The 26,244-nt window shown below is 66.2% G+C and carries 20 protein-coding genes and 1 pseudogene; 5 read left to right on the forward strand and 16 right to left on the reverse strand.

The features are described from left to right. Nucleotides 1-96: 96 nt before the first annotated feature. Nucleotides 97-1,192, reverse strand: a protein-coding gene (gene prfB, locus NJF35_RS01755) for a peptide chain release factor 2 (RefSeq protein ID WP_225787312.1) whose coding sequence is annotated in 2 segments (ribosomal slippage) — nucleotides 97-1,119 and nucleotides 1,121-1,192 — 1,095 coding nt in all. Because the reading frame shifts where the segments join, the coding sequence is not laid out codon by codon here. Nucleotides 1,193-1,295: 103 nt separating this feature from the next. Then, nucleotides 1,296-1,928 (reverse strand): TetR/AcrR family transcriptional regulator, encoded by a 633-nt coding sequence (locus NJF35_RS01760; RefSeq protein ID WP_225787313.1) that lies wholly within the window; start codon nucleotides 1,926-1,928, stop codon nucleotides 1,296-1,298. A gap of 181 nt (nucleotides 1,929-2,109) precedes the next feature. Between NJF35_RS01760 and NJF35_RS01765 the strand changes: the two genes are divergently transcribed. Together NJF35_RS01765 and NJF35_RS01770 are read left to right on the forward strand one after the other, a co-directional pair. Next, nucleotides 2,110-3,210 (forward strand): efflux RND transporter periplasmic adaptor subunit, encoded by a 1,101-nt coding sequence (locus NJF35_RS01765; protein ID WP_253079932.1) that lies wholly within the window; start codon nucleotides 2,110-2,112, stop codon nucleotides 3,208-3,210. A gap of 6 nt (nucleotides 3,211-3,216) precedes the next feature. After that, nucleotides 3,217-6,282 carry an efflux RND transporter permease subunit gene (locus NJF35_RS01770; protein ID WP_225787315.1) on the forward strand — a complete coding sequence of 1,022 codons (3,066 nt, stop codon included), beginning with the start codon at nucleotides 3,217-3,219 and terminating at the stop codon, nucleotides 6,280-6,282. A gap of 64 nt (nucleotides 6,283-6,346) precedes the next feature. Here the strand turns inward: NJF35_RS01770 and NJF35_RS01775 are convergent, their stop codons facing one another. The 3 genes from NJF35_RS01775 to plsB form a co-directional block, all read right to left on the reverse strand. After that, nucleotides 6,347-7,036, reverse strand: coding sequence for a DUF4197 domain-containing protein (locus tag NJF35_RS01775; protein ID WP_225787316.1), 690 nt, complete (start codon nucleotides 7,034-7,036; stop codon nucleotides 6,347-6,349). Between the two features lie 33 nt (nucleotides 7,037-7,069). Continuing rightward, nucleotides 7,070-7,468: a YbaY family lipoprotein gene (locus NJF35_RS01780; protein ID WP_225787317.1), complete on the reverse strand. Its 399-nt coding sequence runs from the start codon at nucleotides 7,466-7,468 to the stop codon at nucleotides 7,070-7,072. 75 nt (nucleotides 7,469-7,543) lie between these two features. Continuing rightward, nucleotides 7,544-10,030, reverse strand: a complete 2,487-nt coding sequence (gene plsB / locus NJF35_RS01785; RefSeq protein ID WP_253090625.1) for a glycerol-3-phosphate 1-O-acyltransferase PlsB — start codon at nucleotides 10,028-10,030, stop codon at nucleotides 7,544-7,546. Nucleotides 10,031-10,263: 233 nt separating this feature from the next. Here plsB and NJF35_RS01790 point away from each other — a divergent pair, with 233 nt between their 5' ends. Then, nucleotides 10,264-10,473, forward strand: coding sequence for a cold-shock protein (locus NJF35_RS01790; protein WP_225787319.1), 210 nt, complete (start codon nucleotides 10,264-10,266; stop codon nucleotides 10,471-10,473). 97 nt (nucleotides 10,474-10,570) lie between these two features. On the opposite strand, the gene NJF35_RS01795 is transcribed toward NJF35_RS01790, so the two are convergent. The 4 genes from NJF35_RS01795 to NJF35_RS01810 form a co-directional block, all read right to left on the reverse strand. Continuing rightward, complete coding sequence (locus tag NJF35_RS01795) at nucleotides 10,571-10,948, reverse strand: hypothetical protein (RefSeq protein ID WP_225787320.1); 378 nt, start codon at nucleotides 10,946-10,948, stop codon at nucleotides 10,571-10,573. A gap of 18 nt (nucleotides 10,949-10,966) precedes the next feature. Then, nucleotides 10,967-11,779 (reverse strand): putative RNA methyltransferase, encoded by an 813-nt coding sequence (locus NJF35_RS01800; protein WP_225787321.1) that lies wholly within the window; start codon nucleotides 11,777-11,779, stop codon nucleotides 10,967-10,969. Continuing rightward, entirely contained in the window at nucleotides 11,779-12,930 is a 1,152-nt protein-coding gene (gene dapE / locus NJF35_RS01805; RefSeq protein WP_225787322.1) for a succinyl-diaminopimelate desuccinylase, read from the reverse strand. The genes NJF35_RS01800 and dapE overlap by 1 nt, the downstream gene beginning before the upstream one ends. A gap of 133 nt (nucleotides 12,931-13,063) precedes the next feature. Continuing rightward, on the reverse strand, nucleotides 13,064-15,655 hold the full coding sequence (locus NJF35_RS01810) for a glycosyltransferase (RefSeq protein WP_253090626.1): 2,592 nt from the start codon (nucleotides 15,653-15,655) through the stop codon (nucleotides 13,064-13,066). Between the two features lie 274 nt (nucleotides 15,656-15,929). Between NJF35_RS01810 and tcdA the strand changes: the two genes are divergently transcribed. Next, the gene (tcdA, locus tag NJF35_RS01815) at nucleotides 15,930-16,751 is read left to right on the forward strand and encodes a tRNA cyclic N6-threonylcarbamoyladenosine(37) synthase TcdA (protein WP_253090627.1); all 822 of its coding nucleotides are present in this window, start codon (nucleotides 15,930-15,932) and stop codon (nucleotides 16,749-16,751) included. 113 nt (nucleotides 16,752-16,864) lie between these two features. On the opposite strand, the gene NJF35_RS01820 is transcribed toward tcdA, so the two are convergent. The 5 genes and pseudogenes from NJF35_RS01820 to NJF35_RS01840 all read right to left on the reverse strand — a co-directional run bounded on the left by NJF35_RS01820 (nucleotide 16,865) and on the right by NJF35_RS01840 (nucleotide 20,312). Next, nucleotides 16,865-17,275: a SufE family protein gene (locus NJF35_RS01820; RefSeq protein ID WP_253090628.1), complete on the reverse strand. Its 411-nt coding sequence runs from the start codon at nucleotides 17,273-17,275 to the stop codon at nucleotides 16,865-16,867. Continuing rightward, the gene (locus tag NJF35_RS01825) at nucleotides 17,272-18,477 is read right to left on the reverse strand and encodes a cysteine desulfurase (RefSeq protein ID WP_253090629.1); all 1,206 of its coding nucleotides are present in this window, start codon (nucleotides 18,475-18,477) and stop codon (nucleotides 17,272-17,274) included. Before NJF35_RS01825 ends, NJF35_RS01820 begins: the two co-directional genes overlap by 4 nt. Nucleotides 18,478-18,555: 78 nt before the next feature. Next, a complete protein-coding gene (gene dapD / locus NJF35_RS01830) occupies nucleotides 18,556-19,590 on the reverse strand; it encodes a 2,3,4,5-tetrahydropyridine-2,6-dicarboxylate N-succinyltransferase (protein WP_225787327.1) in 1,035 nt (344 codons plus the stop codon). Between the two features lie 42 nt (nucleotides 19,591-19,632). Next, nucleotides 19,633-19,980: an ArsC family reductase gene (locus NJF35_RS01835; RefSeq protein ID WP_225787462.1), complete on the reverse strand. Its 348-nt coding sequence runs from the start codon at nucleotides 19,978-19,980 to the stop codon at nucleotides 19,633-19,635. A gap of 111 nt (nucleotides 19,981-20,091) precedes the next feature. Further along, nucleotides 20,092-20,312 (reverse strand): annotated as a pseudogene (locus NJF35_RS01840) (HigA family addiction module antitoxin). A 299-nt stretch (nucleotides 20,313-20,611) separates the two neighbouring features. Here NJF35_RS01840 and NJF35_RS01845 point away from each other — a divergent pair. Then, complete coding sequence (locus tag NJF35_RS01845) at nucleotides 20,612-22,258, forward strand: Na+/H+ antiporter (protein WP_225787328.1); 1,647 nt, start codon at nucleotides 20,612-20,614, stop codon at nucleotides 22,256-22,258. A gap of 33 nt (nucleotides 22,259-22,291) precedes the next feature. On the opposite strand, the gene dapC is transcribed toward NJF35_RS01845, so the two are convergent. Both dapC and NJF35_RS01855 read right to left on the reverse strand, forming a co-directional pair. Beyond that, a complete protein-coding gene (gene dapC, locus NJF35_RS01850) occupies nucleotides 22,292-23,488 on the reverse strand; it encodes a succinyldiaminopimelate transaminase (RefSeq protein WP_225787329.1) in 1,197 nt (398 codons plus the stop codon). A gap of 22 nt (nucleotides 23,489-23,510) precedes the next feature. Beyond that, on the reverse strand, nucleotides 23,511-26,213 hold the full coding sequence (locus NJF35_RS01855) for a [protein-PII] uridylyltransferase (protein ID WP_225787330.1): 2,703 nt from the start codon (nucleotides 26,211-26,213) through the stop codon (nucleotides 23,511-23,513). Nucleotides 26,214-26,244 lie beyond the last annotated feature (31 nt).

The following is a 26,244-nucleotide window of genomic DNA, read 5'->3' on the forward strand; positions in this document are numbered from 1 at the left end:
TTGCCCCTGCCAGGCAGGGATCGCGGCGCTTCGGTGGCCTGGGCAGGCCCGCTCGGGGAACGGGCCGTAGCTTGCATCGCGGTATCGGTGTGCGGTTCAAAGCCCCTGCTTGAGGCTCGCTTCCAGGTATTGGTCGAGGTCGCCATCCAGGACCTTCTGGCAGTCGCTGCGCTCGACGCCGGTACGCAGGTCCTTGATACGCGAGTCATCGAGTACGTAGGAGCGGATCTGGTGGCCCCAGCCGATATCCGACTTGCTGTCTTCCAGCGCCTGCGAGGCGGCGTTGCGCTTTTGCATCTCCATCTCGTACAACTTGGCCCGCAGCATCTTCATGGCGGTGTCCTTGTTGGCGTGCTGGGAGCGTTCGTTCTGGCAACTGACCACGGTGTTGGTCGGCACGTGGGTGATACGCACTGCCGAATCGGTGGTGTTTACGTGCTGGCCACCGGCACCGGAGGAGCGGTAGGTATCGATGCGCAGGTCAGCCGGGTTGATCTCGATCTCGACCTTGTCGTCGATCTCGGGCGACACGAACACCGCCGAGAACGAGGTATGGCGACGGGCACCGGAGTCGAACGGGCTCTTGCGCACCAGGCGGTGCACGCCGATCTCGGTACGCAGCCAGCCGAACGCGTATTCGCCCTTGATGTGCACGGTGGCGCCCTTGATACCGGCGACTTCACCCTCGGACAGTTCCATGATGGTGGCGTCGAAACCGCGCTTGTCGGCCCAGCGCAGGTACATGCGCAGCAGGATGTTGGCCCAGTCCTGCGCCTCGGTACCACCGGAGCCGGCCTGGATGTCCAGGTAGGCGTTGTTCATGTCCATCTCGCCGCTGAACATGCGACGGAACTCAAGCTGTGCCAGGCGTTCTTCCAGGCCCTCCAGCTCGGTCACGACGTCGCCTACGGCGCCTTCGTCATTTTCCTCGACGGCCATGTCGAGCAGGTCCTTGCAGTCGGCCAGGCCGCCGGACAGTTTGTCCAGGGTCTCGACGACCTGCGCCAGCATGGCGCGCTCGCGGCCCAGCCCCTGGGCATATTCGGGCTTGCTCCAGACGGCAGGGTCTTCCAGTTCGCGGTTGACTTCGATCAGGCGGTCAGCTTTTTGATCGTAGTCAAAGATACCCCCGAATGGACTGGGAACGCTCGGTAAGGTCCTTGATGGTGTTCAGGATCGGTTGGATTTCCATGGGTGCGCGGCTCTCGTGCGAATTCGGTGAAAAGCCCGCGAGTATAACCGAGTATGAGGGGTGCCTCCCACCCCCACTTGTCCCGTGCCGCCGCTGCTGCGGGCTACTGGATTCGATAGGCCCGCATGAACAACCCGACCACTTCCCGCACATGCGCCTCGGCCTCATCTCCTTGCAGGGGCGGCGCGCAGCCCAGCAGCAGGCGATAGTCCGGCGCCCCCTTGACCAGGCAGAAGAAATGCTCGGCCGCGCGCCACGGGTTGTCGATGCGCAACAGCCCCCGCTCGCCGACGCAGCGCAGCAATGCCTCCATTTCACCCAGCACCCGCTTGGGCCCGGCTTCCCAGAAGTACTGGCCGAACCCTGGGTCCTGGCTGCCCAGGGCAATGATCAGCCGGCTCAGCTTGACCGACTCGTCGCTGCTGATCAGCGCGTGGAACCCCCGGGCGATGTTCAACAACACCTGCTCCAGCGGCACGCCTTCGGGCAGTTCGAAGATCAGGTCGGGCAACTGGGTCTGGCAGGTCGCCATGACCGCCGAACCGAACAGGGTCTGCTTGTCGGTGAAGTGGCTGTAGACGGTGAGCTTCGAAACACCTGCCGCCGCAGCGACCGCATCCATGCTGGTGTTGGCATAGCCAAGGCTGAGGAACAGCGTCTTGGCCGCTTCGAGGATGGCCTCGCGCTTGGCCAGGTCCTTGGGCCGGCCGGGGCCGATGGGTGCGTCGTTGGGCATTGGAATCCGTATCTGGTTGGAGGAGCGACCATCTTACCGGGTCGTGGGTCATACCGCTGCTCTGGATGTCGCGACGTCGTTGCGTTTTCGCCGCTGTGCCTGCTTCCACACCCCGCTTCCCTGACTTAATATACTCGCCAGTATAAATATTCGATGCGTTCCTTGCGAAAGGTCATTCACCATGTTGCGTCATGCCTTGCCCATCGCTCTGTCCGCCGCCGTGGCCCTGCTGCTGGCCGCCTGTGGCCAGGAAACCGCGGCACCGGCCGCCCCACGTCCGGCGCTGGTGGTCCAGCCCCAGCCAACCGGTGCCTCTGCCGACAGCTACCCGGGCGAGGTACGGGCGCGGTTCGAGCCGGAGCTGGCCTTCCGCATCGGCGGCAAGGTCAACAAGCGCCTGGTGGAGGAGGGGCAGCGGGTCAAGGCCGACCAGCCGCTGGCCGAGCTCGACCCACAGGACGTGCGCCTGCAACTGGAGGCCAACCGCGCCCAACTGGCTGCCGCCGAGGCCAACCTGGCGCTGGTGCGTACCGAGCGTGACCGCTACCGGAAGCTGCTCGAGCGGCAGATGGTCAGCCGTTCCCAGTTCGACAATGCCGAGAACCTCTACCGCGCGGGGCTGGCGCGCCTGAAGCAGGCCCGTGCGGAGTTCGAAGTCGCCGGCAACCAGACCGAATACGCCGTGCTGCGCGCCCCCCAGGCAGGCGTCATCGCCAAGCGCCAGGTCGAGGTCGGCCAGGTGGTGGCGGCCGGGCAGACCGTGTTCACCCTGGCCGCCGACGGTGAGCGTGAGGTGGCCATCGGCCTGCCGGAGCAGCAGTTCGCCCGTTTTGCCGTGGGGCAGACGGTCAGCGTGGAGCTGTGGTCGCACCCCAACCAGCGCTACGAAGGGCGCATCCGCGAGCTGTCGCCGGCGGCCGACCCACGCTCGCGGACCTTCGCCGCGCGCATCGCCTTCACCTCGGCCAAGGCGCCGGCCGAACTGGGCCAGAGCGCCCGGGTATTCATCGCCCATGCCGAACGCTCGCCGTTGTCGGTACCGCTCTCGGCCGTCACCGCCGAGCAGGGTCAGGCCTATGTCTGGCGGGTGAACAAAGACAGTCGGTTGGAGCGCGCGGTGGTTCGCCTCGGCCCCTACGGTGCCGATAGCGTGCCGGTGCTGGAGGGGCTGGCGGCGGACGACTGGGTGGTCGCCGCCGGTGGTCATGTGCTGCGCGAAGGCCAGCAGGTGCGGCCTGTGGACCGTAGCAACCGTGAAGTGAACCTGGCGGCCAAGGAGTAAGTCCCGATGGGTTTCAACCTTTCCGCCTGGGCGCTGCGCAACCGCCAGATCGTGCTGTTCCTGATGATCCTGCTGGCGGCGGTCGGTGCCATGTCCTACACCAAGCTGGGGCAAAGCGAGGATCCCCCCTTCACCTTCAAGGCCATGGTCATCCGCACCCTGTGGCCAGGGGCCACCGCCGAGGAGGTCTCGCGCCAGGTCACCGAGCGCATCGAGAAGAAGCTCATGGAAACCGGCGAATACGAGCGGATCGTCTCGTTCTCCCGGCCTGGCGAGTCCCAGGTGACCTTCATGGCCCGCGATTCCCTGCACTCCGATGCCATCCCCGAGCTCTGGTACCAGATCCGCAAGAAGGTCGCGGACATCCGCCACACCTTGCCGCCGGAGATCCAGGGGCCGTTCTTCAACGATGAGTTCGGCACCACCTTCGGCAATATCTACGCGCTGACCGGCAACGGTTTCGACTATGCCGTGCTCAAGGACTACGCCGATCGCATCCAGATCCAGCTGCAGCGGGTCAAGGACGTGGGCAAGGTCGAGCTGGTCGGCTTGCAGGACGAGAAGATCTGGATCGAACTGTCGAACATCAAGCTGGCCACCCTCGGCGTGCCCCTGCAGGCGGTGCAGCAGGCGCTGCAGGAGCAGAACGCGGTCAGCACCGCAGGGTTCTTCGAGACCGCCAGCGAGCGCCTGCAGCTGCGGGTCAGCGGGCGTTTCGACAGTGTCGAGCAGATCCGCCAGTTCCCAATCCGTGTCGGCGACCGCACCTTGCGCATCGGCGATGTCGCCGAGGTGCACCGGGGGTTCAACGACCCTCCCGCGCCGCGCATGCGCTTCATGGGCGAGGATGCCATCGGCCTGGCGGTGTCGATGAAGGACGGCGGCGATATCCTGGTGTTGGGCAAGGCCCTGGAGGCGGAGTTCGCCCGCCTGGCGCGCAACCTGCCGGCGGGCATGGAACTGCGCAAGGTGTCGGACCAGCCCGCGGCGGTCAAGGCCGGGGTCGGCGAGTTCGTCCAGGTGTTGGTCGAGGCCCTGGCCATCGTCCTGCTGGTGAGTTTCTTCTCCCTGGGGCTGCGCACGGGCCTGGTGGTGGCGCTGGCGATCCCGCTGGTGCTGGCCATGACCTTCGCGGCCATGCACTACTTCGGCATCGGCCTGCACAAGATCTCCCTCGGCGCCCTGGTACTGGCGCTGGGCCTGTTGGTGGACGATGCGATCATCGCCGTGGAGATGATGGCGATCAAGATGGAGCAGGGCTTCGACCGGCTCAAGGCGGCCAGCTACGCCTGGACGAGCACGGCCTTCCCGATGCTCACCGGCACCCTGATCACCGCGGCGGGTTTCCTGCCGATCGCCACGGCGGCGTCGAGCACCGGCGAGTACACCCGGTCGATCTTCCAGGTGGTGACCATCGCCTTGCTCACCTCCTGGGTCGCCGCGGTGGTGTTCGTGCCCTACCTGGGCGAGCGGCTGTTGCCCGACCTGGCCAAGCGCCACGCAGCGCGCCAGGGCAGTGGCGCGCATGCGCCGGACCCGTACGCCACGCCGTTCTACCAGCGTGTGCGACGTGTGGTGGAATGGTGCGTGCGCCGGCGCAAGACGGTGATCGTGCTGACCATCGCCGCCTTCGTCGGCAGCATCCTGCTGTTCCGTTTCGTGCCGCAGCAGTTCTTCCCGGCCTCGGGGCGCCCCGAGCTGATGATCGACCTCAAGCTGGCCGAGGGCGCCTCCCTGAGCAACACCGCCGAGCAGGTCAAGCGCCTGGAAGCTCTGCTGCGCCAGCAGCAGGGCATCGACAACTACGTGGCCTATGTCGGCACCGGCTCGCCGCGCTTCTACCTGCCGCTGGACCAGCAGTTGCCAGCCGCCAGCTTCGCCCAGTTCGTGGTGCTGGCCAGGAGCCTGGAGGATCGCGAGACGCTGCGCAGTTGGTTGATCGCCACGCTCGACGAGCAGTTCCCCGACCTGCGCTCACGGGTCACGCGCCTGGAGAACGGCCCGCCGGTGGGTTATCCGGTGCAGTTCCGGGTCACCGGCGAGCATATCGAGAAGGTCCGTGCCCTGGCCCGCGAGGTGGCGGCCAAGGTTCGCGAGAACCCGCACCTGGTGAACGTCCACCTGGACTGGGAGGAGCCGAGCAAGGCGGTGTTCCTCGAGATCGACCAGGACCGGGCGCGGGCCTTGGGCGTGAGCACCGCGCACCTGTCGAGTTTCCTGCAGAGCTCGCTGACCGGCACCACGGTCAGCCAGTACCGCGAAGACAACGAACTGATCGAGATTCTCCTGCGCGGCACCCCGCAGGAGCGCAGCGAGCTGGGCAACCTGGGCAGCCTGGCCGTGCCCACCGACAACGGCCAGAGCGTGGCGCTGTCGCAGGTGGCGACCCTGGCGTACGGTTTCGAGGAAGGCATCATCTGGCACCGCAATCGCCTGCCGACGGTCACCGTGCGCGCCGATATCTACGGCAAGGAACAGCCGGCGACGCTGGTGCAGCAGATCCTGCCGACCCTGCAGCAGGTGCGCGACGCATTGCCGGATGGCTACCTGCTGGAGGTCGGTGGCACGGTGGAGGATGCCGAGCGCGGGCAGAAATCGGTGAACGCTGGCATGCCGCTGTTCATCGTGGTGGTGTTGAGCCTGCTGATGATCCAGCTGCGCAGTTTCTCGCGCACGGTGATGGTGTTCCTCACCGCGCCGCTGGGGCTGATCGGCGTGACCCTGTTCCTGTTGGTGTTCCGCCAGCCGTTCGGCTTCGTCGCCATGCTCGGCACCATCGCCCTGGCGGGGATGATCATGCGCAACTCGGTCATCCTGGTGGACCAGATCGAACAGGACATCGCCAGCGGCCTGGAGCGTTGGCAGGCGATCATCGAGGCCACGGTACGGCGTTTCCGGCCCATCGTGCTGACTGCCCTGGCGGCGGTGCTGGCGATGATCCCGCTGTCGCGCAGCGTGTTCTACGGGCCGATGGCGGTGGCGATCATGGGGGGGCTGATCGTGGCCACGGTGCTGACCCTGTTGTTCCTGCCGGCGCTATATGCGGCGTGGTTCAGGGTGCGGAAGGGGTAGCTGCAAGCTGCAAGTAAGAGCGGATCGCGGCGCGGTCTCGCTCTTGCTTGCAGCCGCGGCTGCGTCAGAGTGCTCCGAAGACCTTCTTGGCCAGGCTGGTCGCCGCCTCGGCCGGGTTCTGGCGAATGCTCTGCTCCTGCTTGGCGATCATCTCGAACAGGCCGTCCAAGGCCTTCTCGGTCACGTAGTTCTCGATGTTGGCGCTCTTGGCGTCGACCACGCCGAGGGCCACCGCTTGCCCGGCGAAGTTGTTGTATTGCTGGGCCAGGCCGACCTTGTCGGTGGCCTGCTTGACGATCGGCAGGAACTTGGCGCGAATCTCTTCGCGGCTGCTCTTGTTCAGGTACTGGGTGGCGGCGTCTTCACCGCCGCTGAGGATGCCCTTGGCATCGGTCACGGTCATCTTCTTCACCGCGTCGACGAGGATCGTCTGGGCCTGTGGCACGGCGGCCTCGGCGGCCTTGTTCATGCTGTCTTCCAGGGCCTGGACCTGCTCGCCCTTGCCGAACATCTTCATGGCCTTGGCAGCCTTGCCGAGGTTGCCCGGCAGCTCGATGCGCACGTCCGGGTTGTCGTTGAAGCCACCCGGCGTGCTCAGTTGCTTGACGGCGATCTGGGTGCCTTGGGTGAGGGCGTCCTTCAGGCCACCGGTGGCGTCCTTCTGGGTCAGGTCGCCGAGCGACAGGGCCAGGGCGCTGGCCGACAGCAGCAGGCCGGCGCACAGGGTGGTGAGGCGCAGGGAGGAGCGAATCATGGGGATTTCCTTATGGTTGAACATGAACAGGGGTCAGCGCACCGGATCGACCTTGATCCGCACCGGCTGCGGGTCGCTGCCGTCGAGCTTGACGCCATGGTGCTCGGTATTGATGAACAGCAGCTTGCCGTCCAGCTCGATGCGTGCGCTGACCGCGTAGCGGTGGCCGGGCTTGACCTGGGCCGGGTCGTAGGTGAGGTGGAACGGCAGGGGGACATTGCCCTTGACCGGGCCGGCCTGGCTGGCCAGGGTCACCGCCGGGGCGTCCATCAGCGACACGTCCTGCAGGCTCACGCTCAAGGTCGCGCTCGGCGGCAGGGCCATGCGTTGCAGGTAGAAGACTTCGCCCTCCAGGCTGGCCTGGTTCGACGGGGTATGGCTGGAACAGGCTGCAAGCAGGGATGCGCAACACAGCATGAAGAGTTTTTTCATGGAATCTCCGGTGTCCTTGGGGCCGGCTTTTGGCCAACCCAAGGACTTTAACGGATTTTCGCCCGGGGCGAAGCCTCAGCTGGCCACGGCTTCCAGGGTTTCCTCGCGGTGCAGCGCCACCTGGCGGATCGACAGGCGCAGTTCCGCCGACAGCACGCGCTTGGCCACGCCTTCGGCGAGTTCGCCGAGCTTGTCGTGGTAACCCAGCTTGCCGTTGCCGTCCGGGCGCAGCACGCCCTGTTGGACGAGGGTCTGGATGAAGTGGCGGAACAGGGTCTTGTCGAAGAACTCGGGGGCATTCAGGCCATGCAGGATCGACAGGCGTTGGGCCATCATCACGCTCAGGTCTTCCAGCTCCTCGGCGGTCAGGCTGTGCTGGCCGCTGTTGAGCAACAGCGACGTGGCCATGTAGAAGCGCTGCAAGGTCTGGGTGATGGCACGGGCCAGCAGGGTCAGCAGGACGAACTGCCGGGAGCTGGGCGCCGGGCGCAGGTAGACGCCGTTCTCGAAGCGCAGCAGGCCTTGGCCGACCAGCGCCTCGAGCCATTGATCGATGACCTCGTCGAGCTGTTCCGGTGCCCAGCGCAGGAACAGTTCCGCCTGCAGGTAGGGATACAACGCCCGGACGTACTGGCCGACCAGTTCGCGGCTCATCCGCGAGCTGCTCTGGAAAAAGCTCGCCAGCAGGGCCGGCAGGGCGAAGATGTGCAGGACGTTGTTGCGGTAGTAGGTCATCAGCACCGCGTTGGCTTCGTCCAGGTAGAGGATGCGGCCCAGGGCATCGGTCTGTTCGGCCAGCAGGTCCATGCGCCGCACGTGCTCGATCAACGCCTTGCCGTCGCCTTCGGGCAGGGTGGTGTGGGGCGAGTAGGGCACCTGGCGCAGCAAGGCCAGGTACAGGTCCAGGACCCGGGTCAAAGCCCGCTCGTCCAGGGCCAGGCGGCTGGTGGAGAGCAGCGCCAGGGCCACCAGGTTGACCGGGTTGATCGCCGCCGCCTCGTTCAGGTGCCGGGCCACGGTCTCGCCCAGGCGCGTGGTGGTCTCGTTGAGCCAGGCCGGACGGAACTGCGGGGCCAGCACCTGCTCACGCCAGCCGGGTTGCTGCTGGTCGAGAAAGCCCGCCAGGCGGATCGGCTCGCCGAAGTTGACGTAGACCTGGCCGAAGCGCTGCTTCAGCGCACCGATGACCTTGAAGATGTCGAAGATCGACTCTTTCTTCTTGCTCGCACCGCGCAGTTCTCCCAGGTAGGTGCGGCCCTCCAGCACTCGCTCGTAGCCGATGTACACCGGTACGAAGACGATCGGTGTACGTGACGAGCGCAGGAAGCTGCGCAGGGTGATCGCCAGCATGCCGGTGCGTGGCTGCAGCATGCGCCCGGTGCGCGAGCGCCCGCCCTCGACGAAGTACTCCACCGGGAAGCCCTTGGTGAACAGGGTATGCAGGTATTCGTTGAACACCGCCGTGTACAGTGGGTTGCCCTTGAAGGTGCGGCGCATGAAGAAGGCCCCGCCACGGCGCAGCAGGCCACCGATCACCGGCATGTTGAGGTTGATGCCGGCGGCGATGTGCGGTGGCGTCAGGCCGTTGCGAAACAGCAGGTAGGACAGCAGCAGGTAGTCGATGTGGCTGCGGTGGCAGGGCACGTAGATCACCTCGTGGCCCGGCGCGATGCCCTGTACCTGCTCGATGTGGTTGACCTTGATGCCGTCGTAGATCTTGTTCCAGAACCAGCTGAGCACCACTTCGAGGAAGCGGATCGCGGTGTAGGTGTAGTCGGAGGCGATCTCGTTGCCATAGCGCAGCGCCTGGGCTTCGGCCTTGGCGTAGGGGATCTGCGCCCGTTCGGCCTCGTCGGCGATGGCCTGGCGTACCAGTGGGTCGTGCACCAGGCCCTTGACCAGGTTGCGCCGGTGGGAGATGTCCGGGCCGATCACCGCGGTCTTGAGGTTGCGAAAGTGTACCCGCAGCAGGCGCTGGGCCATGCGCACGGTGCGCTCATGGCCCTTGTTGTGCTGCACTAGTTCGCGCAGGTGGATCGGTGCGGAGAACTGCACTCGGGTCTTGCGCCCCAGGATCAGCACGGTCAGCAGGCGGCGCAGGCGCCCGGTCACCGCCCAGCTGTCGGCGAACAGCAGCTTCCACGGGCTCGACTCGCTGGCCGGCGACTGGCCCCAGAACACGCTGACCGGGATGACCTGCGCGTCTTCCTCGGCGTGCTGGCTCACCGCGGCGACCAGGCGTTCGAGAGTCGGTGGCGCACCGCGTTTGTCGTGGCGGCCCAGCCAGTCAGGGTCGGGCGTCAGGTAGAAGAAGCCTGCCGGCTCCTGCAGCGAGCCCACGGCGACGGGCAGGACCGGGCGTGGCAGCCCCGCCTTGGTGCATTCGCGGTCCAGCACGGCCAGGTCAGTGAGCGACGGCGAGGGCAGGGCGTAGAACACCGGGCGACCACGGTCGAGCTGCAGGGTCAGGGAGGACTGGTTGATGGTCTCGGAGCGCACCCACAGGTACAACAGGCGACGCAAGGCGCCGAAGATCAGGCGGCGCAGGGGGGAACGGGTCATGGGGTGTGTGCCCTGGATGAGATTTTTCGGGTGATATTCCAGCCAGTTAGTCTGCCGTATCCGCGCAAGTTCGGCAAAATCCGCCAATTAGCGCCCCAGTCATGAAATTTTTTTGTTCCCTGTCATATACTCGGTCCGCAGCTTGCAGGATATTTCGGCAAGCTGCGTCGGCATGGGGTGATGACCCTGTGCCTGCACGGCGATCTTCAAAATAAAAATCCGGAGTAGTTCAGATGTCGTCTCGTGAGACTGGGAATGTGAAGTGGTTCAACGATGCCAAAGGCTATGGCTTCATTCAGCGCGAAGGTGGTGCGGATGTGTTCGTCCACTATCGGGCGATCCGCGGTGAGGGGCATCGGACCCTGGTCGAAGGACAGCGGGTGGAATACGCCCTGGTGCAGGGCCAGAAAGGCCTGCAAGCCGAGGACGTAGTCGGCCTCTGAGGCGCGCTCCGGGCTGCAAGCCACAAGCTTCAAACTGCAAGTTGACCGTGTGACTTGCAGCTTGATGCGATCTGTCTTGCAGCTTGAGCTTGCAGCTTCAACCCGTGCGCCAGGTGATTTCCTGTTCACCGTCGGCGCTGATGCGGATCCAGCGATCGGCATCTTCTTCCCCATCTTCCTCGACCCAACTGCCCGGCGCGCAGCGCACTTCGACGCCCAGTGCGGCATAGGCGGCGCGCGCGCAGGCGATGTCGTCGTCCCATGGGGTCTGGTCGCTTTCCAGGAACAGGCTGTTCCATTTCCCTACAGCCTTGGGTACCCAGGTGACTGGAATGTTACCGGCCGTGCACTTCCAGGTCTGGCCTTTCTGCTGCCACTCGCTGCAAGGGCCCAGTGCCTGGCCGAGCCACGCGGCGATCTGCTTGTGGTCGACGTCGGTGTCCTTCAGGTAGATCTCGATATCGGGTTGGCGCATAAAGGGCTCCGGGTGTGCTCAGTCTTGGCGCACGAAATAGTCATAGCGCATGGATACGGTGACCTCGAACGGCTCGGGTTGGTCGATCACCCGCGCCCGTTTCTGGGCACTGGCTCGCCAGCCGTGCGGGGTCATGGCCAACAGGTCGGCACGGGCCTTGGGCGCCGCCAGGGCCAGCGTGAACTCCAGCACCTCGCCATGGGCGTGGGCCATGCCCTCGGGCACCAGGGCCAGGTGCTTGTCGTCGGCGTAGGGCCGCACTTCATCGTAGAGCACCTGGCGCAGTTCCATCAGGTGACCGCTGGTCGGGCCGACCCGCAGCAGGCCGCCGCCGGGGCTGAGCAGACGCTTGGCTTCCTGCCAGTCCAACGGGCTGAACACGCTGGCGATGAAGTCGCAGCTGGCATCGACCAGGGGGACCCGGGCCATGCTCGCCACCAGCCAGGTCACCGCCGGGGCGCGGCGACAGGCGCGCTTGACCGCCTCCCGGGAGATGTCCAGGGCATAGCCGTCGCTGCCGGGCAGGGCCTGGGCGATCTGCGCTGTGTAGTAGCCTTCGCCGCAGCCGATGTCCAGCCAACTGCCGGGCTGGCGCTCGGCGGCCAGTTCGGCCAGGCGGCGTGCCACCGGTGCGTAGTGGCCGGCGTCGAGAAAGTCCCGGCGCGCCTCGACCATGGCCTGGTTGTCGCCTGGGTCGCGGCTGTTCTTGTGCTGTACCGGCAGCAGGTTCAGGTAGCCCTGGCGGGCCCGGTCGAAGCGGTGCCCGGCCGGACACAGCACACCGTTGTCGAGCCGGGTCAGGGCGGCCTGGCAGAGAGGGCAGGCGAGCATCAGGCGAGCAACCGTACCAGGGTCTGGTAGTAGATCTCGGTCAGCAGCTCGAGGTCGCTGGCCAGGATGCGCTCGTTGACCTGGTGGATGGTGGCGTTGACCGGGCCGAGCTCCACCACCTGGGTACCCAGGGTGGCGATGAAGCGGCCATCGGAGGTGCCGCCGCTGGTGGACGGCTGGGTCTGGCGACCGGTGACCGCCGTGATGCTCGACGACACCGCATCGAGCAGTTCACCCGGCTCGGTGAGGAACGGCAGGCCCGACAGCGCCCAGTCGATCGACCAGTCGAGCTGGTGCTTGTCGAGGATCGCCGCGACCCGTTGCTGCAGGCCTTCGACCGTCGACTCGGTGGAGAAACGGAAGTTGAACAGCGCGGTCAGTTCGCCCGGCACCACGTTGGTCGCACCGGTTCCCGAATTGAGGTTGGAGATCTGGAAGCTGGTCGGCGGGAAGAAGGCGTTGCCCTCGTCCCAGTGCTCGGCGGCCAATTCCGCCAGGGCCGGCGCGGCCAGGTGGATCGGGTTGCGCGCCAGGTGCGGGTAGGCCACGTGGCCCTGCTTGCCGCGTACGGTCAGCTTGGCGCCGAGCGAGCCGCGGCGGCCGTTCTTGACCACGTCGCCGAGCAGGCTGGTGCTCGACGGTTCGCCGACGATGCACCAGTCCAGGCGCTCGTTGCGCGCGGCCAGGCGCTCGACCACGGCCTTGGTGCCGTGGTGGGCCGGGCCTTCCTCGTCGCTGGTGATCAGGAAGGCGACCTTGCCACGGTGGTTGGGGTAGTCGCGCACGAAGCGCTCGCTGGCCACCACCATGGACGCCAGGCTGCCCTTCATGTCGGCGGCGCCACGGCCGCAGAGCATGCCTTCGGCGTCGATCAAGGCGTCGAACGGCTCATGCTGCCAGGCCTGCACGGGGCCGGTGGGAACCACGTCGGTGTGGCCGGCGAAGCACAGCACCGGACCGTCCTGGGTGCCATGGGTGGCCCAGAAGTTGTCGACCTCCTCGATACGCATCGGCTCGAGCTGGAAGCCGACGGCCTCCAGGCGCTGCATCATCTGGGCCTGGCAGTCGGCGTCGACGGGGGTGACCGAGGGGCGACGGATCAGGTCGCAGGCCAGTTGAAGGGTGGGCGAGAGCTCGGCTGGGGCCGTCATGAAGGACTCCGGGGGCAAGGCAGGGCGGGAAACAGGGGCGTTATCTTATATCAAACGGTGCCGGCGGGCACGGGACATTGGGCTGCAGCCCATCGCCGGCAAGCCGGCGATGGGGCGCGAAGCGGCCCCGGTATCAGGCCGCCTTGGCCTCGGCTGCCTTGGTCGCCGGCCTGGGCAGCGACGACAGCAAGGCCATCACCAGCGCCGCCAGGTACGGCAGCGACTGCACCAGCAGCATCGTCACCCAGAAGCGCATGTCCGTGCCGGGCAAGCCCTGGACCAGATAGATGCCCAGCGCCGCCCCCCACAGCAGGAGCATGATGAACAGTTCCTCGCGGGCCTCGGCGATCGCCACCAGCAGGCCGTGGCTGTCGGCATGCTTCGGCGTGCGGAAGAACGGCATGCTGCTGGTGAAAAAGCCATACAGCACCGCCTTGGCGATGGTGTGCGACAGCGCCAGCCCCGCCAGGGCGGCGGCGAAGGCGTCCTTGAGGTCGACGCCCACGGCGCGGCGGTAGAGGAAGATGATCTTGCCGACCTTGAAGAAGAACAGTGCCAGCGGCGGGATGGCGAAGATCATCAGCGGTGGGTCGACCCGGTGCGGGACGATGATCATCGCCGCCGACCAGAGCAGGGCACCGACGGTGAAGAAGATGTTCATGCCATCGGCGATCCATGGCAGCCAGCCGGCCAGGAAGTGATAGCGCTGGCCACGGGTCAGCTCGCTGCCCTCGCCGCGCAGCAGCGCCCCGGCGTGGTGCTTGATGATCTGGATGGCGCCGTAGGCCCAGCGCAAGCGCTGTTTCTTGAAGTCGATGAAGGTATCGGGCATCAGGCCCTTGCCGTAGCTGTGGTGGGCGTAGGCGGCCGAATAGCCCCGCTCGAAGACCCGCAGGCCCAGCTCGGCGTCCTCGCAGATGCACCACTGGGCCCAGCCCAGTTCTTCCAGGACCGAGCGGCGGGTCATGGTCATGGTGCCATGCTGGATGATCGCGTCACGGTCGTTGCGGGTGACCATGCCGATATGGAAGAACCCCTTGTACTCGCTGTAGCACAGCTTCTTGAAGGTGCTTTCGTGCTGGTCGCGGTAGTCCTGGGGCGATTGCACCACGGCGATCTTCGGGTCGGCAAAGTGCGGCACCATGTGCTTGAGCCAGTTGCGGTCGACGCAGTAGTCCGAGTCGATCACCGCGATCACTTCGGCGTCCTTGGCGGTATGCGGGATCAGGTAGTTCAGCGCGCCCCCCTTGAAACCGGCCAGGGGCGCCACGTGGAAGAACCTGAAGCGTTCGCCGAGCCGCTCGCAATACGCCTTGAGCGGCTCCCACACGGCTGGGTCCCGGGTGTTGTTGTCGATCACCAGCACTTCGTAGTCGGGGTAGTCGAGGGCGGCGAGGGCGTCGAGGGTCTGCTTCACCATCTCTGGCGGTTCGTTGTAGCAGGGCACGTGGATCGAGACCTTGGGCCGGTAGGCGGTATCGGCCCGCACCGGCAGGAACTCCCGGCGGCGTTTCCTGATCCACACCGCCTCGGCCAGTTCATGGGCTTCGGTGAGCAGGACGATGAACACGCCGATGGCGCCCAGGGCCAGCAGGCATCCGACGGTCAGGCTGAACCAGGTGCTGTACTGCTGGCTGTAGTCGTAGGCGATCCATACCAGGGCCGAGCCGCAGAGGAAGGTGATGAAGGTGAGGAAGGTGCGGCCACGCTGGCGCAGGGCCGAGCCGTCGATCAGCAGCACCGCCAGGGCGATCATCGCCAGCACCACCGAGGCCACGGCCAGGGCGCGCCACTGCGGGATCGCCACCACCGGGCCTTCGAAGTTGAATTTCTGCTGGCGTTCGGCGTTGAACACGCCCCAGTAGGCGCCCACCGAGCCTTCGTCGCTGGCTTTCCAGGGCTGGTCGTAGGCTTCGATGACGAAATAGTTGTAGCCCCGACGATTGAGCGTGCTGAGCAGGGTGCGCAGGTAGATCGCCTGGTCGGCCTGGGTGGCATCGGCGCCGCCGCGCATGCGGCCATTGCTCGGCCAGCCGACTTCCGACAGCAGCAGCGGCTTGCGCGGGAACTGTTGCTTGAGCTCGCGGGTGCGTTCGAGGACGAACTGCACGGCGTCCTGCATCGGCACGAACTCCCAGTAGGGCAGGATGTGCGCGGCGATCAGGTCGACGTGCTGGGCCAGTTGCGGGTTCGCCTTCCAGATGTGCCATTGCTCGCTGGTGGTCACCGGTACCTTGACGGCGGCGCGTACCCGGTCCAGGTACTGGATCAGCGCCTCGGGGGTGATCTCTTCGCGGAACAGCGCCTCGTTGCCCACCACGACCCGTACCACGCTGCGTGAGGTGTTGGCCAGCTCGATGGCCTTGGCGATCTCGCGCTCGTTGCGCTCCAGGTCCGGGCTGATCCACACGCCCAGGGTAATCCGCAGGCCAAGCTCCTCGGCCAGGCGCGGGATCTGTGCCTGGCTACCTTCGACGGTGTAGATGCGGATGCTGTCGGTCAACCCGCTCAACTGCTCCAGGTCCTGGCGGATCTGCGCCTCGCTCGGAAACTGCCCCTTCTGCGGGCTTTGCCCGAGGCGGAACGGTGAGTAGGAGAAGCCGGAGATCTGCTCGGGCCAGGCGGGGGCCGAGACAGGGCGGTTGACCAATGCCCAGAAGCCGGTGAACAGCGCGGCGATGGCCAGCACCACCACCAGGTTGAGACCGAATTTGCGTGATGACATACGTGTATTCGAGGTTCCGAGGAGAGGAGCGGGGCGTGGGTCCTTCGCTTGCCAGGTGCCGGTAGTGGGGTGGATGGTCGGCTGAAGATGAGGTCTGGGCCCGCTCGGTTGTCGTCCAGGTCCGATTATTGGGTGCGACATTAAAACAGGATTGGCGGATTCTTTACCAATTCGGGGCGTTCGGCTGCGTCAGCTGGTGGCCCTTGTGTCGCCGAAGGGGCGCGCAGCGGCTCCACTGGCATATAATGCGCGCCGTTTTTCGCGGGGTATGAAGATGAGCACAGAAGATCCACGCTTCGCCGGCGTCGCCCGGTTGTACGGCGACCAGGGGTTGCAGCGCCTGCAGCAGGCCCATGTGGCCGTCGTCGGCATCGGCGGCGTCGGCTCCTGGGCGGCCGAGGCCCTGGCGCGCAGCGGCGTGGGCGAGATCACCCTGTTCGACCTCGACGACGTCTGCGTCAGCAACACCAACCGCCAGGCCCATGCCCTGGAAGGCCAGGTGGGCCGGCCCAAGGTCGAGGTCATGGCCGAGCGCCTGCGGGCGATCAATCCGGCCTGCCGCGTGAATGCGGTGGCCGACTTCGTCACCCGCGACACCATGGTCGAGTACATCACCGAGCAGATGGACTGCGTCATCGACTGCATCGACAGCGTGATGGCCAAGGCCGCGCTGATCGCCTGGTGCCGGCGCCGCAAGATCACCATCGTCACCACCGGTGGCGCTGGCGGGCAGATCGACCCGACCCAGGTGCAGATCGGCGACCTGAACAAGACTTTCAACGACCCGCTGGCCTCGCGGGTGCGTTCCACGTTGCGCCGCGACTACAACTTCTCGCGCAATGTCAGCCGCAACTACGGTGTGCCTTGCGTGTTCTCCAGCGAGCAGTTGCGCTACCCCAAGGGCGATGGCAGCGTGTGTTTGCAGAAGAGCTTCGTCGGCGAGGGCGTGCGCCTGGACTGTGCCGGGGGCTTCGGTGCGGTGATGATGGTCACCGCGACCTTCGGCATGGTCGCGGCGAGCAAGGCGGTGGAAAAACTGGTGGGCGGCGCCCGGCGGCCGTCGGAGCGGGTGAAGGCGGTACCAGCGGCCGAGTGAGGGGGCGACCGTCAGGTTCCTGTGAAGGCCAGCTCTCAAGCTTTTCGGCCGTCCTTGGGCCGCTTGACTTGCCTGGCATTGCGGCCCGCCCGCGAAATGGATTCACCACCGACTCAATGGCCGGATGCCAATTCCGCCATGCGCTGCAGCACCGCATGCAGGCCATTGCTGCGCGAGGGCGAGAGTTGTCGCTCCAGCCCCAATGAAGCGAACCAGCCGCCCAGGTCGACCTGTGCCAACTGCGCGCTGTCCAGCCCTTGCACCCGCACCAGCAGCAAGGCCAGCAGGCCTCGCAACAGGCGGGCATCGCTGCTGGCCTTGAAACGCCACTGGCCGTCCTGCTGCTCGGCCACCAGCCAGACCAGGCTCTCGCAGCCATGCACACGGTTGGCCTCGGTCTTTTCCGAATCCTCCAGCGGCGTCAGGCGATCGCCCCACTGCATCAACAGGCGCGCGCGCTGTTCCCAGCCTCGGGCCTGCGCGAAGCTTTCCAGCGCCTGGCTGGCCGCTTCCGGCAGGCTCATCGCAACAGCTCCAGGCCCTGGTCGAGGGCCTCGAAGAAGCGCTGCAGGTCGTCGCTGTCGTTGTACAGGGCCAGCGACACGCGGATCGCCCCTTCCAGCCCCAGCCCCTTGAGCAGCGGCATGGCGCAATGGTGTCCGGCGCGCACGGCGATGCCCTGCTCGGTCAGCAGGTGGGCGATGTCGGCGTTGTGCACGCCCTCGACGACGAAGCTGGCCAGGGCCGCCTGGGGTGTGCCGAGCAGACGCACACCCTCGCGGTCGGCGAGCCCGCGCAGCAGTTGCTGGTGCAGGCTGGCTTCATGGTTGGCCACGGCCTGGGCGTCGAGGCTGGCGAGATAATCGAGGGTCGCCCCCAGGCCGATGACCCCGGCGATCGGCGGGGTGCCGGCCTCGAAGCCCAGCGGCGCGGGGCGGAAGCTCGCACTGTGGTAGTCGGCCAGTTGCACCATTTCGCCCCCGAACTGCCAATGGCGTAGCTTCTCCAGCGCCTGTCGCTGGCCGTACAGCACACCGACGCCCTCGGGGCCGTACAGCTTGTGGCTGGAGAACACATAGAAGTCGCAGCCCAGCTGTTGCACGTCATGGCGGCCATGCACCACGCCCTGGGCGCCATCGACCACGGTCAGGGCGCCCTGGGCCCGCGCGTGGGCCAGCAGCGCTGGCAGGGGCTGCCAGGTACCGAGCACGTTCGACAACTGGCTGACTGCCAGCACGCGGGTACGTGGGCCGATCAGTTGCAGGGCCTGGTCCAGGTCGATACGCCCGTGCTCGTCCAGCGGCAGCACCACCAGGCGCAGGTTGCGCCGCCGGGCCAGCTGTTGCCAGGGCAGCAGGTTGGCATGGTGTTCCAGGGCGCTGACGGCGATCTCGTCGCCGGCCTCCAGGTGCGCTTCCAGGCCATAGGCCAGCAGGTTCAGTGCCGAGGTGGCGCCATGGGTGAAGATGACCTGCCGTGCATCGGCGGCATTGAGCCAGGCAGCGACCTTGTCGCGGCTGCTTTCGAAGGCCTGGGTGGCCAGTGCGCCAGGCAGGTGCTGGGCACGGTGCACGTTGGCTGCACCATGGCCGTAGTAGTGACTCAGGGCGTCGAGCAACGCCTGGGGTTTCTGGGTGGTGGCGGCGCTGTCCAGGTAGGTCTGGTGCTGCCGTTGCAGGGCGGCGATGGCGGGAAAGTCGGCACGCCAGGGGGAGGGCTGGAACATGGTGTTGAGACCTGGAAATAAAAACGGGCCTGGCACAGGGCCAGACCCGATCTTATCACTTCGAACCGCGGAAGGTTCTCAGTTATGGGCGTGCAGCGCCTCGTTCAGCTCGATGGCCGACTTGTGGGTCTTGCACTCCACGGCGCCGGAAACCGAGTTGCGGCGGAACAGCAGGTCGGCCTGGCCGGCCAGTTCGCGTGCCTTGACCACTTTGACCAACTGGTTCTGCTCGTCGAGCAGTTGCACCTTGGTGCCGGCAGTGATGTACAGGCCGGCTTCCACGGTGTTGCGGTCGCCCAGCGGGATGCCGATACCGGCGTTGGCGCCGATCAGGCAGCCTTCGCCGACGGTGATGACGATGTTGCCACCGCCGGACAGGGTGCCCATGGTCGAGCAGCCGCCACCCAGGTCGGAACCCTTGCCGACGAACACGCCGGCCGAGACGCGCCCTTCGATCATGCCCGGGCCTTCGGTGCCGGCGTTAAAGTTGACGAAGCCCTCGTGCATGATGGTGGTGCCTTCGCCGATGTAGGCGCCCAGGCGTACACGGGCGGTGTCGGCGATGCGCACGCCGGCCGGGACCACGTAGTCGGTCATCTTGGGGAACTTGTCCACCGAGAACACTTCCAGCAGCTCGCCCTTCAGGCGCGCTTCCAGCTGCTGCTCGGCCAGTTCCGCCAGGTCGATGGCGCCCTGGTTGGTCCAGGCGACGTTCGGCAGCAGCGGGAAGATGCCGGCCAGGCTCACGCCGTGGGGCTTGACCAGGCGGTGGGACAGCAGGTGCAGCTTCAGGTAGGCCTCGGGAGTGGAGGCCAGGGCGCCGTCCTCGGCCAGCAGGGTGGCGACCAGCGGCTTGTGGCTTTCGGCCAGGCGGGTCAGCAGCGCGCCCTGGGCGGCATCGATGCCTTTGACCGCTTCGGCCAGCTGGGCGGCCTGGGCGGTGCTGAAGGTGATGGCCTGGTTGCCGCCTTCATAGCCAAGGATCGGCGCCACGGCGGCGACCAGCTCGGCGCTCGGGGCGAGCAGGGGCTGGGCGTAGAAGACTTCCAGCCAGGCGCCCTGGCGGTTCTGGGTGCCGACACCGAAGGCCAGGCTGAACAGGGTAGTGGACATGCAGTTACCTCATGCGAATAAGGGGTTGAAGCGAAGGCGGGCTCAGGCCAGCGCCGCGGCGTACAGGTCGGGCTTGAAGCCGACCAGGGTGCGCTCGCCGAGGTCGAGCACCGGGCGCTTGATCATCGACGGTTGGGCGAGCATCAGTTCGACGGCCTTGGCTTGGTCGAGATCGGCCTTGCTGGCGTCGTCGAGCTTGCGGAAGGTGGTGCCGGCGCGGTTGAGGACCACTTCCCAGCCGTGCTCGTCGCACCAGCGGTTGAGGCTGTCGCGGTCGATGCCCTGGGTCTTGTAGTCATGGAATTGGTAGCCGATGGCTTTTTCGTCAAGCCAGGTACGGGCCTTTTTCATGGTGTCGCAGGCCTTGATGCCGTAGAGAGTGTAAGCCATTGAATTCATCGGGGATCGTTGGCTTCCCCAATCCTCCCCCTGTTCTCCCGAAAATAAGTCGCCGGATTATGCGACATCGTTCCCCTCAGCGCCACGGCTGGCGCAGCCAGGTCAGGCGACCAGGGGGTGCACGGTTCGCAGGATTTGCACGCCATGCTCCTGCTCGACCTTGCGCAGGTCATAGGCCATTTGCAAGTCGAGCCAGAATTGCGCAGTGGTGTTCAGGCAAATGGATAGCCGTAGCGCCATGTCGGCCGAAATGCCGCCGCGCTGAAAACCATCTCCCGCTGGAACTCTTCGCGCAGGATTTCGCCAGGATGTATTGGACGCATGCCGTTCTTGAGCATGATGCACCTCAGTGGTAATCGACAATTTCAACGTCTTCCGGCCCTCACGGCCCATAGACAGCCCAGGTGCCATTGAGCGTTGATCGGGCGCCGCCAGCGTGCCAGTGGACGAGCTTTGGCCAGGCGGGTCAATCAGGTGCGGGTAGTATTGTGTTACATATTCTTCAGCCAGCTGCGACTTTCGTGCAGCGTTCCTTCTTCCCGGGACATCGCTAACATATTGTTTCAATGGCGATGATTCGCCCCGCTGTCGCTTTGTTCGGATCACACAGGAAGCTTTGCCGATGCAGTCAGCCTATACCGTCCTTATCTTGCTGACGCTGGTAAGCGTGTCGAAACTGGTCGGGCGGATGATCCCGTTGCCCCTGCCGCTGGTGCAGATCGCCGCCGGCGCCTTGCTGGCCTGGCCGACCCTGGGCCTGCATGTGACCCTGAACCCGGAGCTGTTCCTCTTCCTGTTCCTGCCGCCGCTGCTGTTCGCCGATGGCTGGCGCATGCCCAAGCGCGAGTTGTGGCGCCTGCGCGGGCCGGTGGTGGCGCTGGCGGTGGGGTTGGTGCTGTTCACCGTGGTCGGCGCAGGCTACTTCATCCATTGGTTGCTGCCGAGCATCCCCCTGGCGGTGGCCTTCGCCCTGGCGGCGGTACTGTCGCCCACCGATGCCGTGGCGGTCTCGGCCATTACCCAGGACCGTTTGCCCACGCCCTTGATGCACATGCTCCAGGGCGAAGCGCTGATGAACGATGCCTCGGGCCTGGTGACCTTCAAGTTCGCCCTGGCAGCGGCGATCACCGGGGTGTTCTCCCTCGCCGAAGCGAGCCTGACCTTCGTCCTGGTGGCGCTCGGCGGCCTGGCTGTCGGTGTCGCCCTGAGCTGGCTGGTCGGTCGCCTGCGGGCCTGGATGATCGCCCGTGGCTGGGACGACCCGGCGACCCATGTGGTGTTCATGCTGCTGCTGCCGTTCGCCGCCTACGTGGTGGCCGAGCGCCTGGGCGTGTCCGGCATCCTGTCTGCGGTGGCTGCCGGCATGATGCAGAGCTGGCTCGACCTGTTGCCGCGGCAGACCAGTACGCGCTTGCTCAACCGCAGTGTCTGGTCGTTGCTGGAGTTCGCCTTCAACGGCCTGATCTTCCTGCTGCTGGGCCTGCAACTGCCAGACATCATCAAGGCGGTGGTCAGCCACGAGACTTCGTTATGGCCGACGCTGGCCTGGCGTTGCCTGGACGTGGTGGCGATCTTCGTGGCGCTGGTGCTGCTGCGCTTCGTCTGGGTGCAGAGCATCTGGCGTGCGATCGGTGTCATCCGGCGTTGGCGTGGCAAGCCGGACCTGGTGCTGTTGCCGACCACACGCTCCTGCCTGCTGCTGACTCTCGGCGGTGTACGGGGCGCGGTGACCCTGGCCGGTGTGATGTCGGTGCCGTTGCTGATCGGTGCCGGCAAGGCGTTCCCCGAGCGTGACCTGCTGATCTTCATCGCGGCCGGGGTGATCCTGATGTCGCTGGTCAGTGCCTGCATCGCCTTGCCGCTGTTGTTGCGCGGCGTGACCAAGAGCCCGGACGAGCGCTTGCGCCAGGAAGTCCAGGACGCCTGGCGACGTACGGCGGAGGCGGCCATCCACGCCCTGGAGGCCGAGGAGGTCATCGATGCCAATGCCCCCCAGGATGCGGCCCAGGCGACCTTGGCCACCGAACTCAAGGCGCGCCTGATGGCCGAGTATCGCGATGAGCTGGCCAGCTACAACGACAGCGCCGAGGCGCGGGCCCTGGCCGAGCAGATGGATCAACTGGAGCGCCGCCTGCGCATACGCGCGTTGCGGGCCCAGCGCCTGGAGCTCTACAACCTGCACCGCCAGCATCTGGTCGGGGACGAGGTGGTGCGCCAGGTGCTCGGGGAGTTGGACATGAGCGAGGCGAACCTGGGGCAGGTCAGGTAGATCGCCGGGGGCTGCAAAGCGGCCCCCGAGGCATCAGCGCTCGCTCAGGAAGTCACGAATCCGCTCGGCTGCCTCGATGCACTCGGCCAGTGGCGCGACCAGTGCCATCCGCACGCGCCCGGCCCCCGGGTTGACCCCATCCACCTCGCGCGACAAGTAAGAGCCCGGCACCACCGTCACATGCTCGGCCTCGAACAGGTCGCGGGCGAAGTCGGCGTCGCTGCCCGGCACCTTGGCCCACAGGTAGAAGCTGCCATCCGGGCGCTGCACGTCCATGACCGGCTGGAGGATGTCCAGCACGGCGTCGAACTTGGCCCGGTACTGGTCGCGGTTCTCGCGCACGTGGGCTTCGTCCTGCCAGGCGGCGATGCTGGCCAGCTGGGTCTGCACCGGCATGGCGCAGCCATGGTAGGTGCGGTACAGCAGGAACGGCTTGATGATCTCGGCGTCACCGGCCACGAAGCCCGAGCGCAGCCCTGGCAGGTTGGAGCGCTTGGACAGGCTGTGGAACACCACGCAGCGCTTGAAGTCGCTGCGGCCAAGCGCCGCGCAAGCGCTCAGCAGGCCGGGCGGCGGTGCGTCCTCGTCGAAGTACAGCTCGCTGTAGCATTCGTCGGCGGCGATCACGAAGTCGTGCTCGTCAGCCAGGGCGATCAGTTTCTTGAGCGTGTCCATCGGCACCAGAGCGCCGGTGGGGTTGCCCGGGGAGCACAGGAAGAGGATCTGGCAGCGCTGCCAGACCTCGGCCGGCACGGCGTCGAAGTCCGGGTTGAAGCCGTTGTCCGCCAGGCATGGCAGGTAGTGCGGGGTGGCGCCGGCCAGCAGGGCCGCGCCTTCATAGATTTGATAGAACGGGTTGGGGCTGACCACCAGGCCGTCATCGGCACGGTTGACCACGGCCTGGGTGAAGGCGAACAGTGCCTCGCGGGTGCCGTTGACCGGCAGGATATGGCGCTCGGCGTCGAGCCAGCCGGCCGGCACGCCGAAGCGCCGCTCGCACCACTGGCCGATGGCCTGGCGCAGGGCGGGCAGGCCGATGGTGCTCGGGTAGACCGCCAGTTGCTTGAGGTTGTCGGCCATGGCCTGGGCCACGAAGGCGGGCGATTCGTGCTTCGGTTCACCGATCGAGAGGGCGATGGCGCGTTTGTCCGCAGCCGGCTTCACGCTGCCCAGCAGGGCGCGGAGTTTCTCGAACGGGTAGGGCTGAAGCTGGGTCAAGGCATGGTTCATCGGCGCAAGGTCTCGTCAATCGTTAGAAAGTCACGCGGGTGGTGCTGGGTTCGCTGGCCGGGCTGGGTTGCAACTGCTGGATGATGGCCTCCTGCAGGCGGCTGCACAGTTGCGGGTCGGACAGCGGCTGGTTGTCGGCGTCGGTGATGAAGAACACGTCTTCCACGCGCTCGCCGAGGGTGGCGATCTTGGCGTTTTGCAGCGACAGGTCGAACTCCAGGAAGATCTTGCCCAGCCGCGCCAGCAGGCCCGGGCGGTCGGGGGCGGTGATCTCGAGGATGGTCACCGGCCGCTGGGCATCGTTGAGGATGGTCACCTGGGGCGCGAAGGTGAAGTGCTTGAGCTGGCGCGGCACCCGGCGCTGGATGATGGTCGGGTAGTTCTCGGGGTTGCGCAGGGCCTCGGTCAGGCCTTCGCGGATCTCCTTGACCCGCTGCGGGTTGTCGCCGATGGCGCCGCCGTCGTTGTCCAGCACGATGTAGGTGTCGAGGGTGAACTGGCTGCTGGAGGTGATGATCCGCGCGTCGTGGATGTTCAGGTTGAGCTGGTCCATGGCGGCCACCGTCACGGCGAAGAAGTCGTGCTGGTCGGGGGCATAGATGAAGATCTGCGTGCCGCCCTCGAACTCGCGCTGGGTGGTTTCCTTGATCAGCACCAGCGGGCCGCCGTCGGCCGGTTGCTGGAGGATCGCATCGCTGTGCCAGGCCACGTCGGCGGCGGTGTGGCGCAGGAAGTAGTCATCGCCCAGTTGCGCCCACAACTGTTCCACGTCGTCCGGGTCGGTGCCCTCGCGGACCAGGATGTCCAGCGCCGCGTTCTGCGTCTGGCGGATCTGCTCCTCGCGGTCCAGCGGGTTTTCCAGGCCCCGGCGCAAGGCGCGCTTGGTCTCGGTGTAGAGCTGGCGCAGCAGGCTCGCGCGCCAGGAGTTCCACAGGCTGGGGTTGGTGGCGTTGATGTCGGCCACGGTCAGGACGTAGAGGTAGTCCAGGCGCGTCTCGTCACCCACCAGCAGGGCGAAGTCGTTGATCACCTGCGGGTCGGAGAGGTCCTTGCGCTGGGCGGTGGTGGACATCACCAGGTGCTGCTGCACCAGCCAGACGATCAGCCGGGTATCCCAGGCCGGCAACTGGTGGCGCTCGCAGAAGGCCTGGGCATCCACCGCGCCGAGCTCGGAGTGGTCGCCCTGGCGGCCCTTGCCGATATCGTGGTACAGGCCGGCCAGGTAGATCAGCTCGGGCTTGGGCAGGCGGCCCATGAGCTTGCTGGCCAGCGGAAACTTCTCCGAGACCGGCGTGTACTGCAGCTTGCGCAGGTGCTTGATCAGGTTGAGGGTGTGGGCGTCGACCGTGTAGATGTGGAACAGGTCGTGCTGCATCTGCCCGACGATCAGGCCGAACTCCGGCAAATAGCGGCCGAGGATGCCGTAGCGGTTCATCCGGCGCAGGTTGCGGTGGATGCCGATCTCACATTTGAACAGCTCGATGAACAGGCTGGTATTGCGGATATCGTGGCGGAACCTGTCGTCGATCAGGTGCCGATGTTCGCGCAACAGGCGCACGGTGTCGGCGCGCACGCCCTTGATCTCCGGGTGCTGGGCCATCAGCACGAAGATCTCCAGCATGGCGAATGGGGTGCGCTTGAAGACGTTCGGGTGAGCCGCTTCTATATAGCCGTCGTGGAGTCGGAAGCGCGCATTCAGTGGCTGGGTGGTGCCGCTGTCGTCGTCGGCGAGGATGACTTCCTCGAAGTGCTGGATGATCAGGTCGCACAGCTGGCTGATGCTCATCACCACCCGGTAGTACTGCTGCATGAACTGCTCGATGGCGCGCTTGGGGTTTTCGTCGCTGTAGCCCAGCAGCGCGGCGATGCTGCGCTGGTGGTCGAACAGCAAGCGGTCCTCGGCACGCCCGGCGAGCATGTGCAGGGCATAGCGCACGCGCCAGAGGAAGGCCTGCGAAGAGGCCAGCAACTCGTTCTCGCTTTCCAGCAGGAAGCCCTCGCCGGCCAGGGCATGCAGGTTCAGGGTGCCGTACTGGCGACGGGCCACCCACAGCACCGTCTGGATGTCGCGCAGGCCGCCCGGGGAGCCCTTGACGTTGGGCTCGAGGTTGTACTCGGTATCGTTGTACTTGTGGTGGCGGGCCTTGAGTTCGGCGCGCTTGGCCAGGAAGAACTCCTTGCTCGGCCACATGTGCTCGGTGCTGGTCACTTCCAGCATGCGCTGGCGCAGCGATTCGGGGCCGGCGATGGTACGGCTTTCCATCAGGTTGGTGATCACCGTCAGGTCGGCGCGGGCCTGTTCGGCGCACTCCTGGACGGTGCGCACGCTCTGGCCCACTTCCAGGCCGATGTCCCAGAGCAGGGTGAGGAAGCACTCGATGGCCTCGCGGTACTGCTCATGCTCGGCGGCGTCCAGCAGGATCAGCAGGTCGATGTCCGACCAGGGGTGCAGCTCGCCACGGCCGTAGCCGCCGACGGCGACCAGGGCGATACCGGCCTGGTCGCACCAGTCGAACTGGTTCCAGGCCTGTTGCAGGATGTTGTCGACGAACCAGGCGCGGTCCTCGATCAGCCGGCGGATCTCGCCGCCTTCGCGAAAACGCCTGTCGAGCACCGCGCCGGCCTGGCGGATGGCTTTCTTGAAGGCGGCGATAGGGCTCGCCTTGAGCGCCAGTTCCGCCTGGAACTGGCCACGGTCGAACAGCTCCGGATCCACCTGGGTCATCGGGTCGCGTTCCTGTCGTTGGTCTGCCCGG

This window comes from Pseudomonas guariconensis (assembly GCF_024127895.1).
GTDB lineage: Bacteria > Pseudomonadota > Gammaproteobacteria > Pseudomonadales > Pseudomonadaceae > Aquipseudomonas > Aquipseudomonas guariconensis_B.

Bases quoted from the DNA above. Each gene is read 5' to 3' on its own strand.
- NJF35_RS01775 (WP_225787316.1), bottom strand. From the start codon at position 7,036: ATGATTCGCTCCTCCCTGCGCCTCACCACCCTGTGCGCCGGCCTGCTG.
- NJF35_RS01790 (WP_225787319.1), top strand. From the start codon at position 10,264: ATGTCGTCTCGTGAGACTGGGAATGTGAAGTGGTTCAACGATGCCAAA.
- dapC (WP_225787329.1), bottom strand. From the start codon at position 23,488: ATGAACCATGCCTTGACCCAGCTTCAGCCCTACCCGTTCGAGAAACTC.
- NJF35_RS01770 (WP_225787315.1), top strand. From the start codon at position 3,217: ATGGGTTTCAACCTTTCCGCCTGGGCGCTGCGCAACCGCCAGATCGTG.
- tcdA (WP_253090627.1), top strand. From the start codon at position 15,930: ATGAGCACAGAAGATCCACGCTTCGCCGGCGTCGCCCGGTTGTACGGC.
- NJF35_RS01845 (WP_225787328.1), top strand. From the start codon at position 20,612: ATGCAGTCAGCCTATACCGTCCTTATCTTGCTGACGCTGGTAAGCGTG.
- NJF35_RS01760 (WP_225787313.1), bottom strand. From the start codon at position 1,928: ATGCCCAACGACGCACCCATCGGCCCCGGCCGGCCCAAGGACCTGGCC.
- NJF35_RS01780 (WP_225787317.1), bottom strand. From the start codon at position 7,468: ATGAAAAAACTCTTCATGCTGTGTTGCGCATCCCTGCTTGCAGCCTGT.
- plsB (WP_253090625.1), bottom strand. From the start codon at position 10,030: ATGACCCGTTCCCCCCTGCGCCGCCTGATCTTCGGCGCCTTGCGTCGC.
- NJF35_RS01835 (WP_225787462.1), bottom strand. From the start codon at position 19,980: ATGGCTTACACTCTCTACGGCATCAAGGCCTGCGACACCATGAAAAAG.
- NJF35_RS01820 (WP_253090628.1), bottom strand. From the start codon at position 17,275: ATGAGCCTGCCGGAAGCGGCCAGCCAGGCGCTGGAAAGCTTCGCGCAG.
- NJF35_RS01795 (WP_225787320.1), bottom strand. From the start codon at position 10,948: ATGCGCCAACCCGATATCGAGATCTACCTGAAGGACACCGACGTCGAC.
- dapD (WP_225787327.1), bottom strand. From the start codon at position 19,590: ATGTCCACTACCCTGTTCAGCCTGGCCTTCGGTGTCGGCACCCAGAAC.
- NJF35_RS01800 (WP_225787321.1), bottom strand. From the start codon at position 11,779: ATGCTCGCCTGCCCTCTCTGCCAGGCCGCCCTGACCCGGCTCGACAAC.
- NJF35_RS01810 (WP_253090626.1), bottom strand. From the start codon at position 15,655: ATGTCATCACGCAAATTCGGTCTCAACCTGGTGGTGGTGCTGGCCATC.
- NJF35_RS01765 (WP_253079932.1), top strand. From the start codon at position 2,110: ATGTTGCGTCATGCCTTGCCCATCGCTCTGTCCGCCGCCGTGGCCCTG.
- dapE (WP_225787322.1), bottom strand. From the start codon at position 12,930: ATGACGGCCCCAGCCGAGCTCTCGCCCACCCTTCAACTGGCCTGCGAC.
- NJF35_RS01825 (WP_253090629.1), bottom strand. From the start codon at position 18,477: ATGTTCCAGCCCTCCCCCTGGCGTGCCGACTTTCCCGCCATCGCCGCC.
- NJF35_RS01855 (WP_225787330.1), bottom strand. From the start codon at position 26,213: ATGACCCAGGTGGATCCGGAGCTGTTCGACCGTGGCCAGTTCCAGGCG.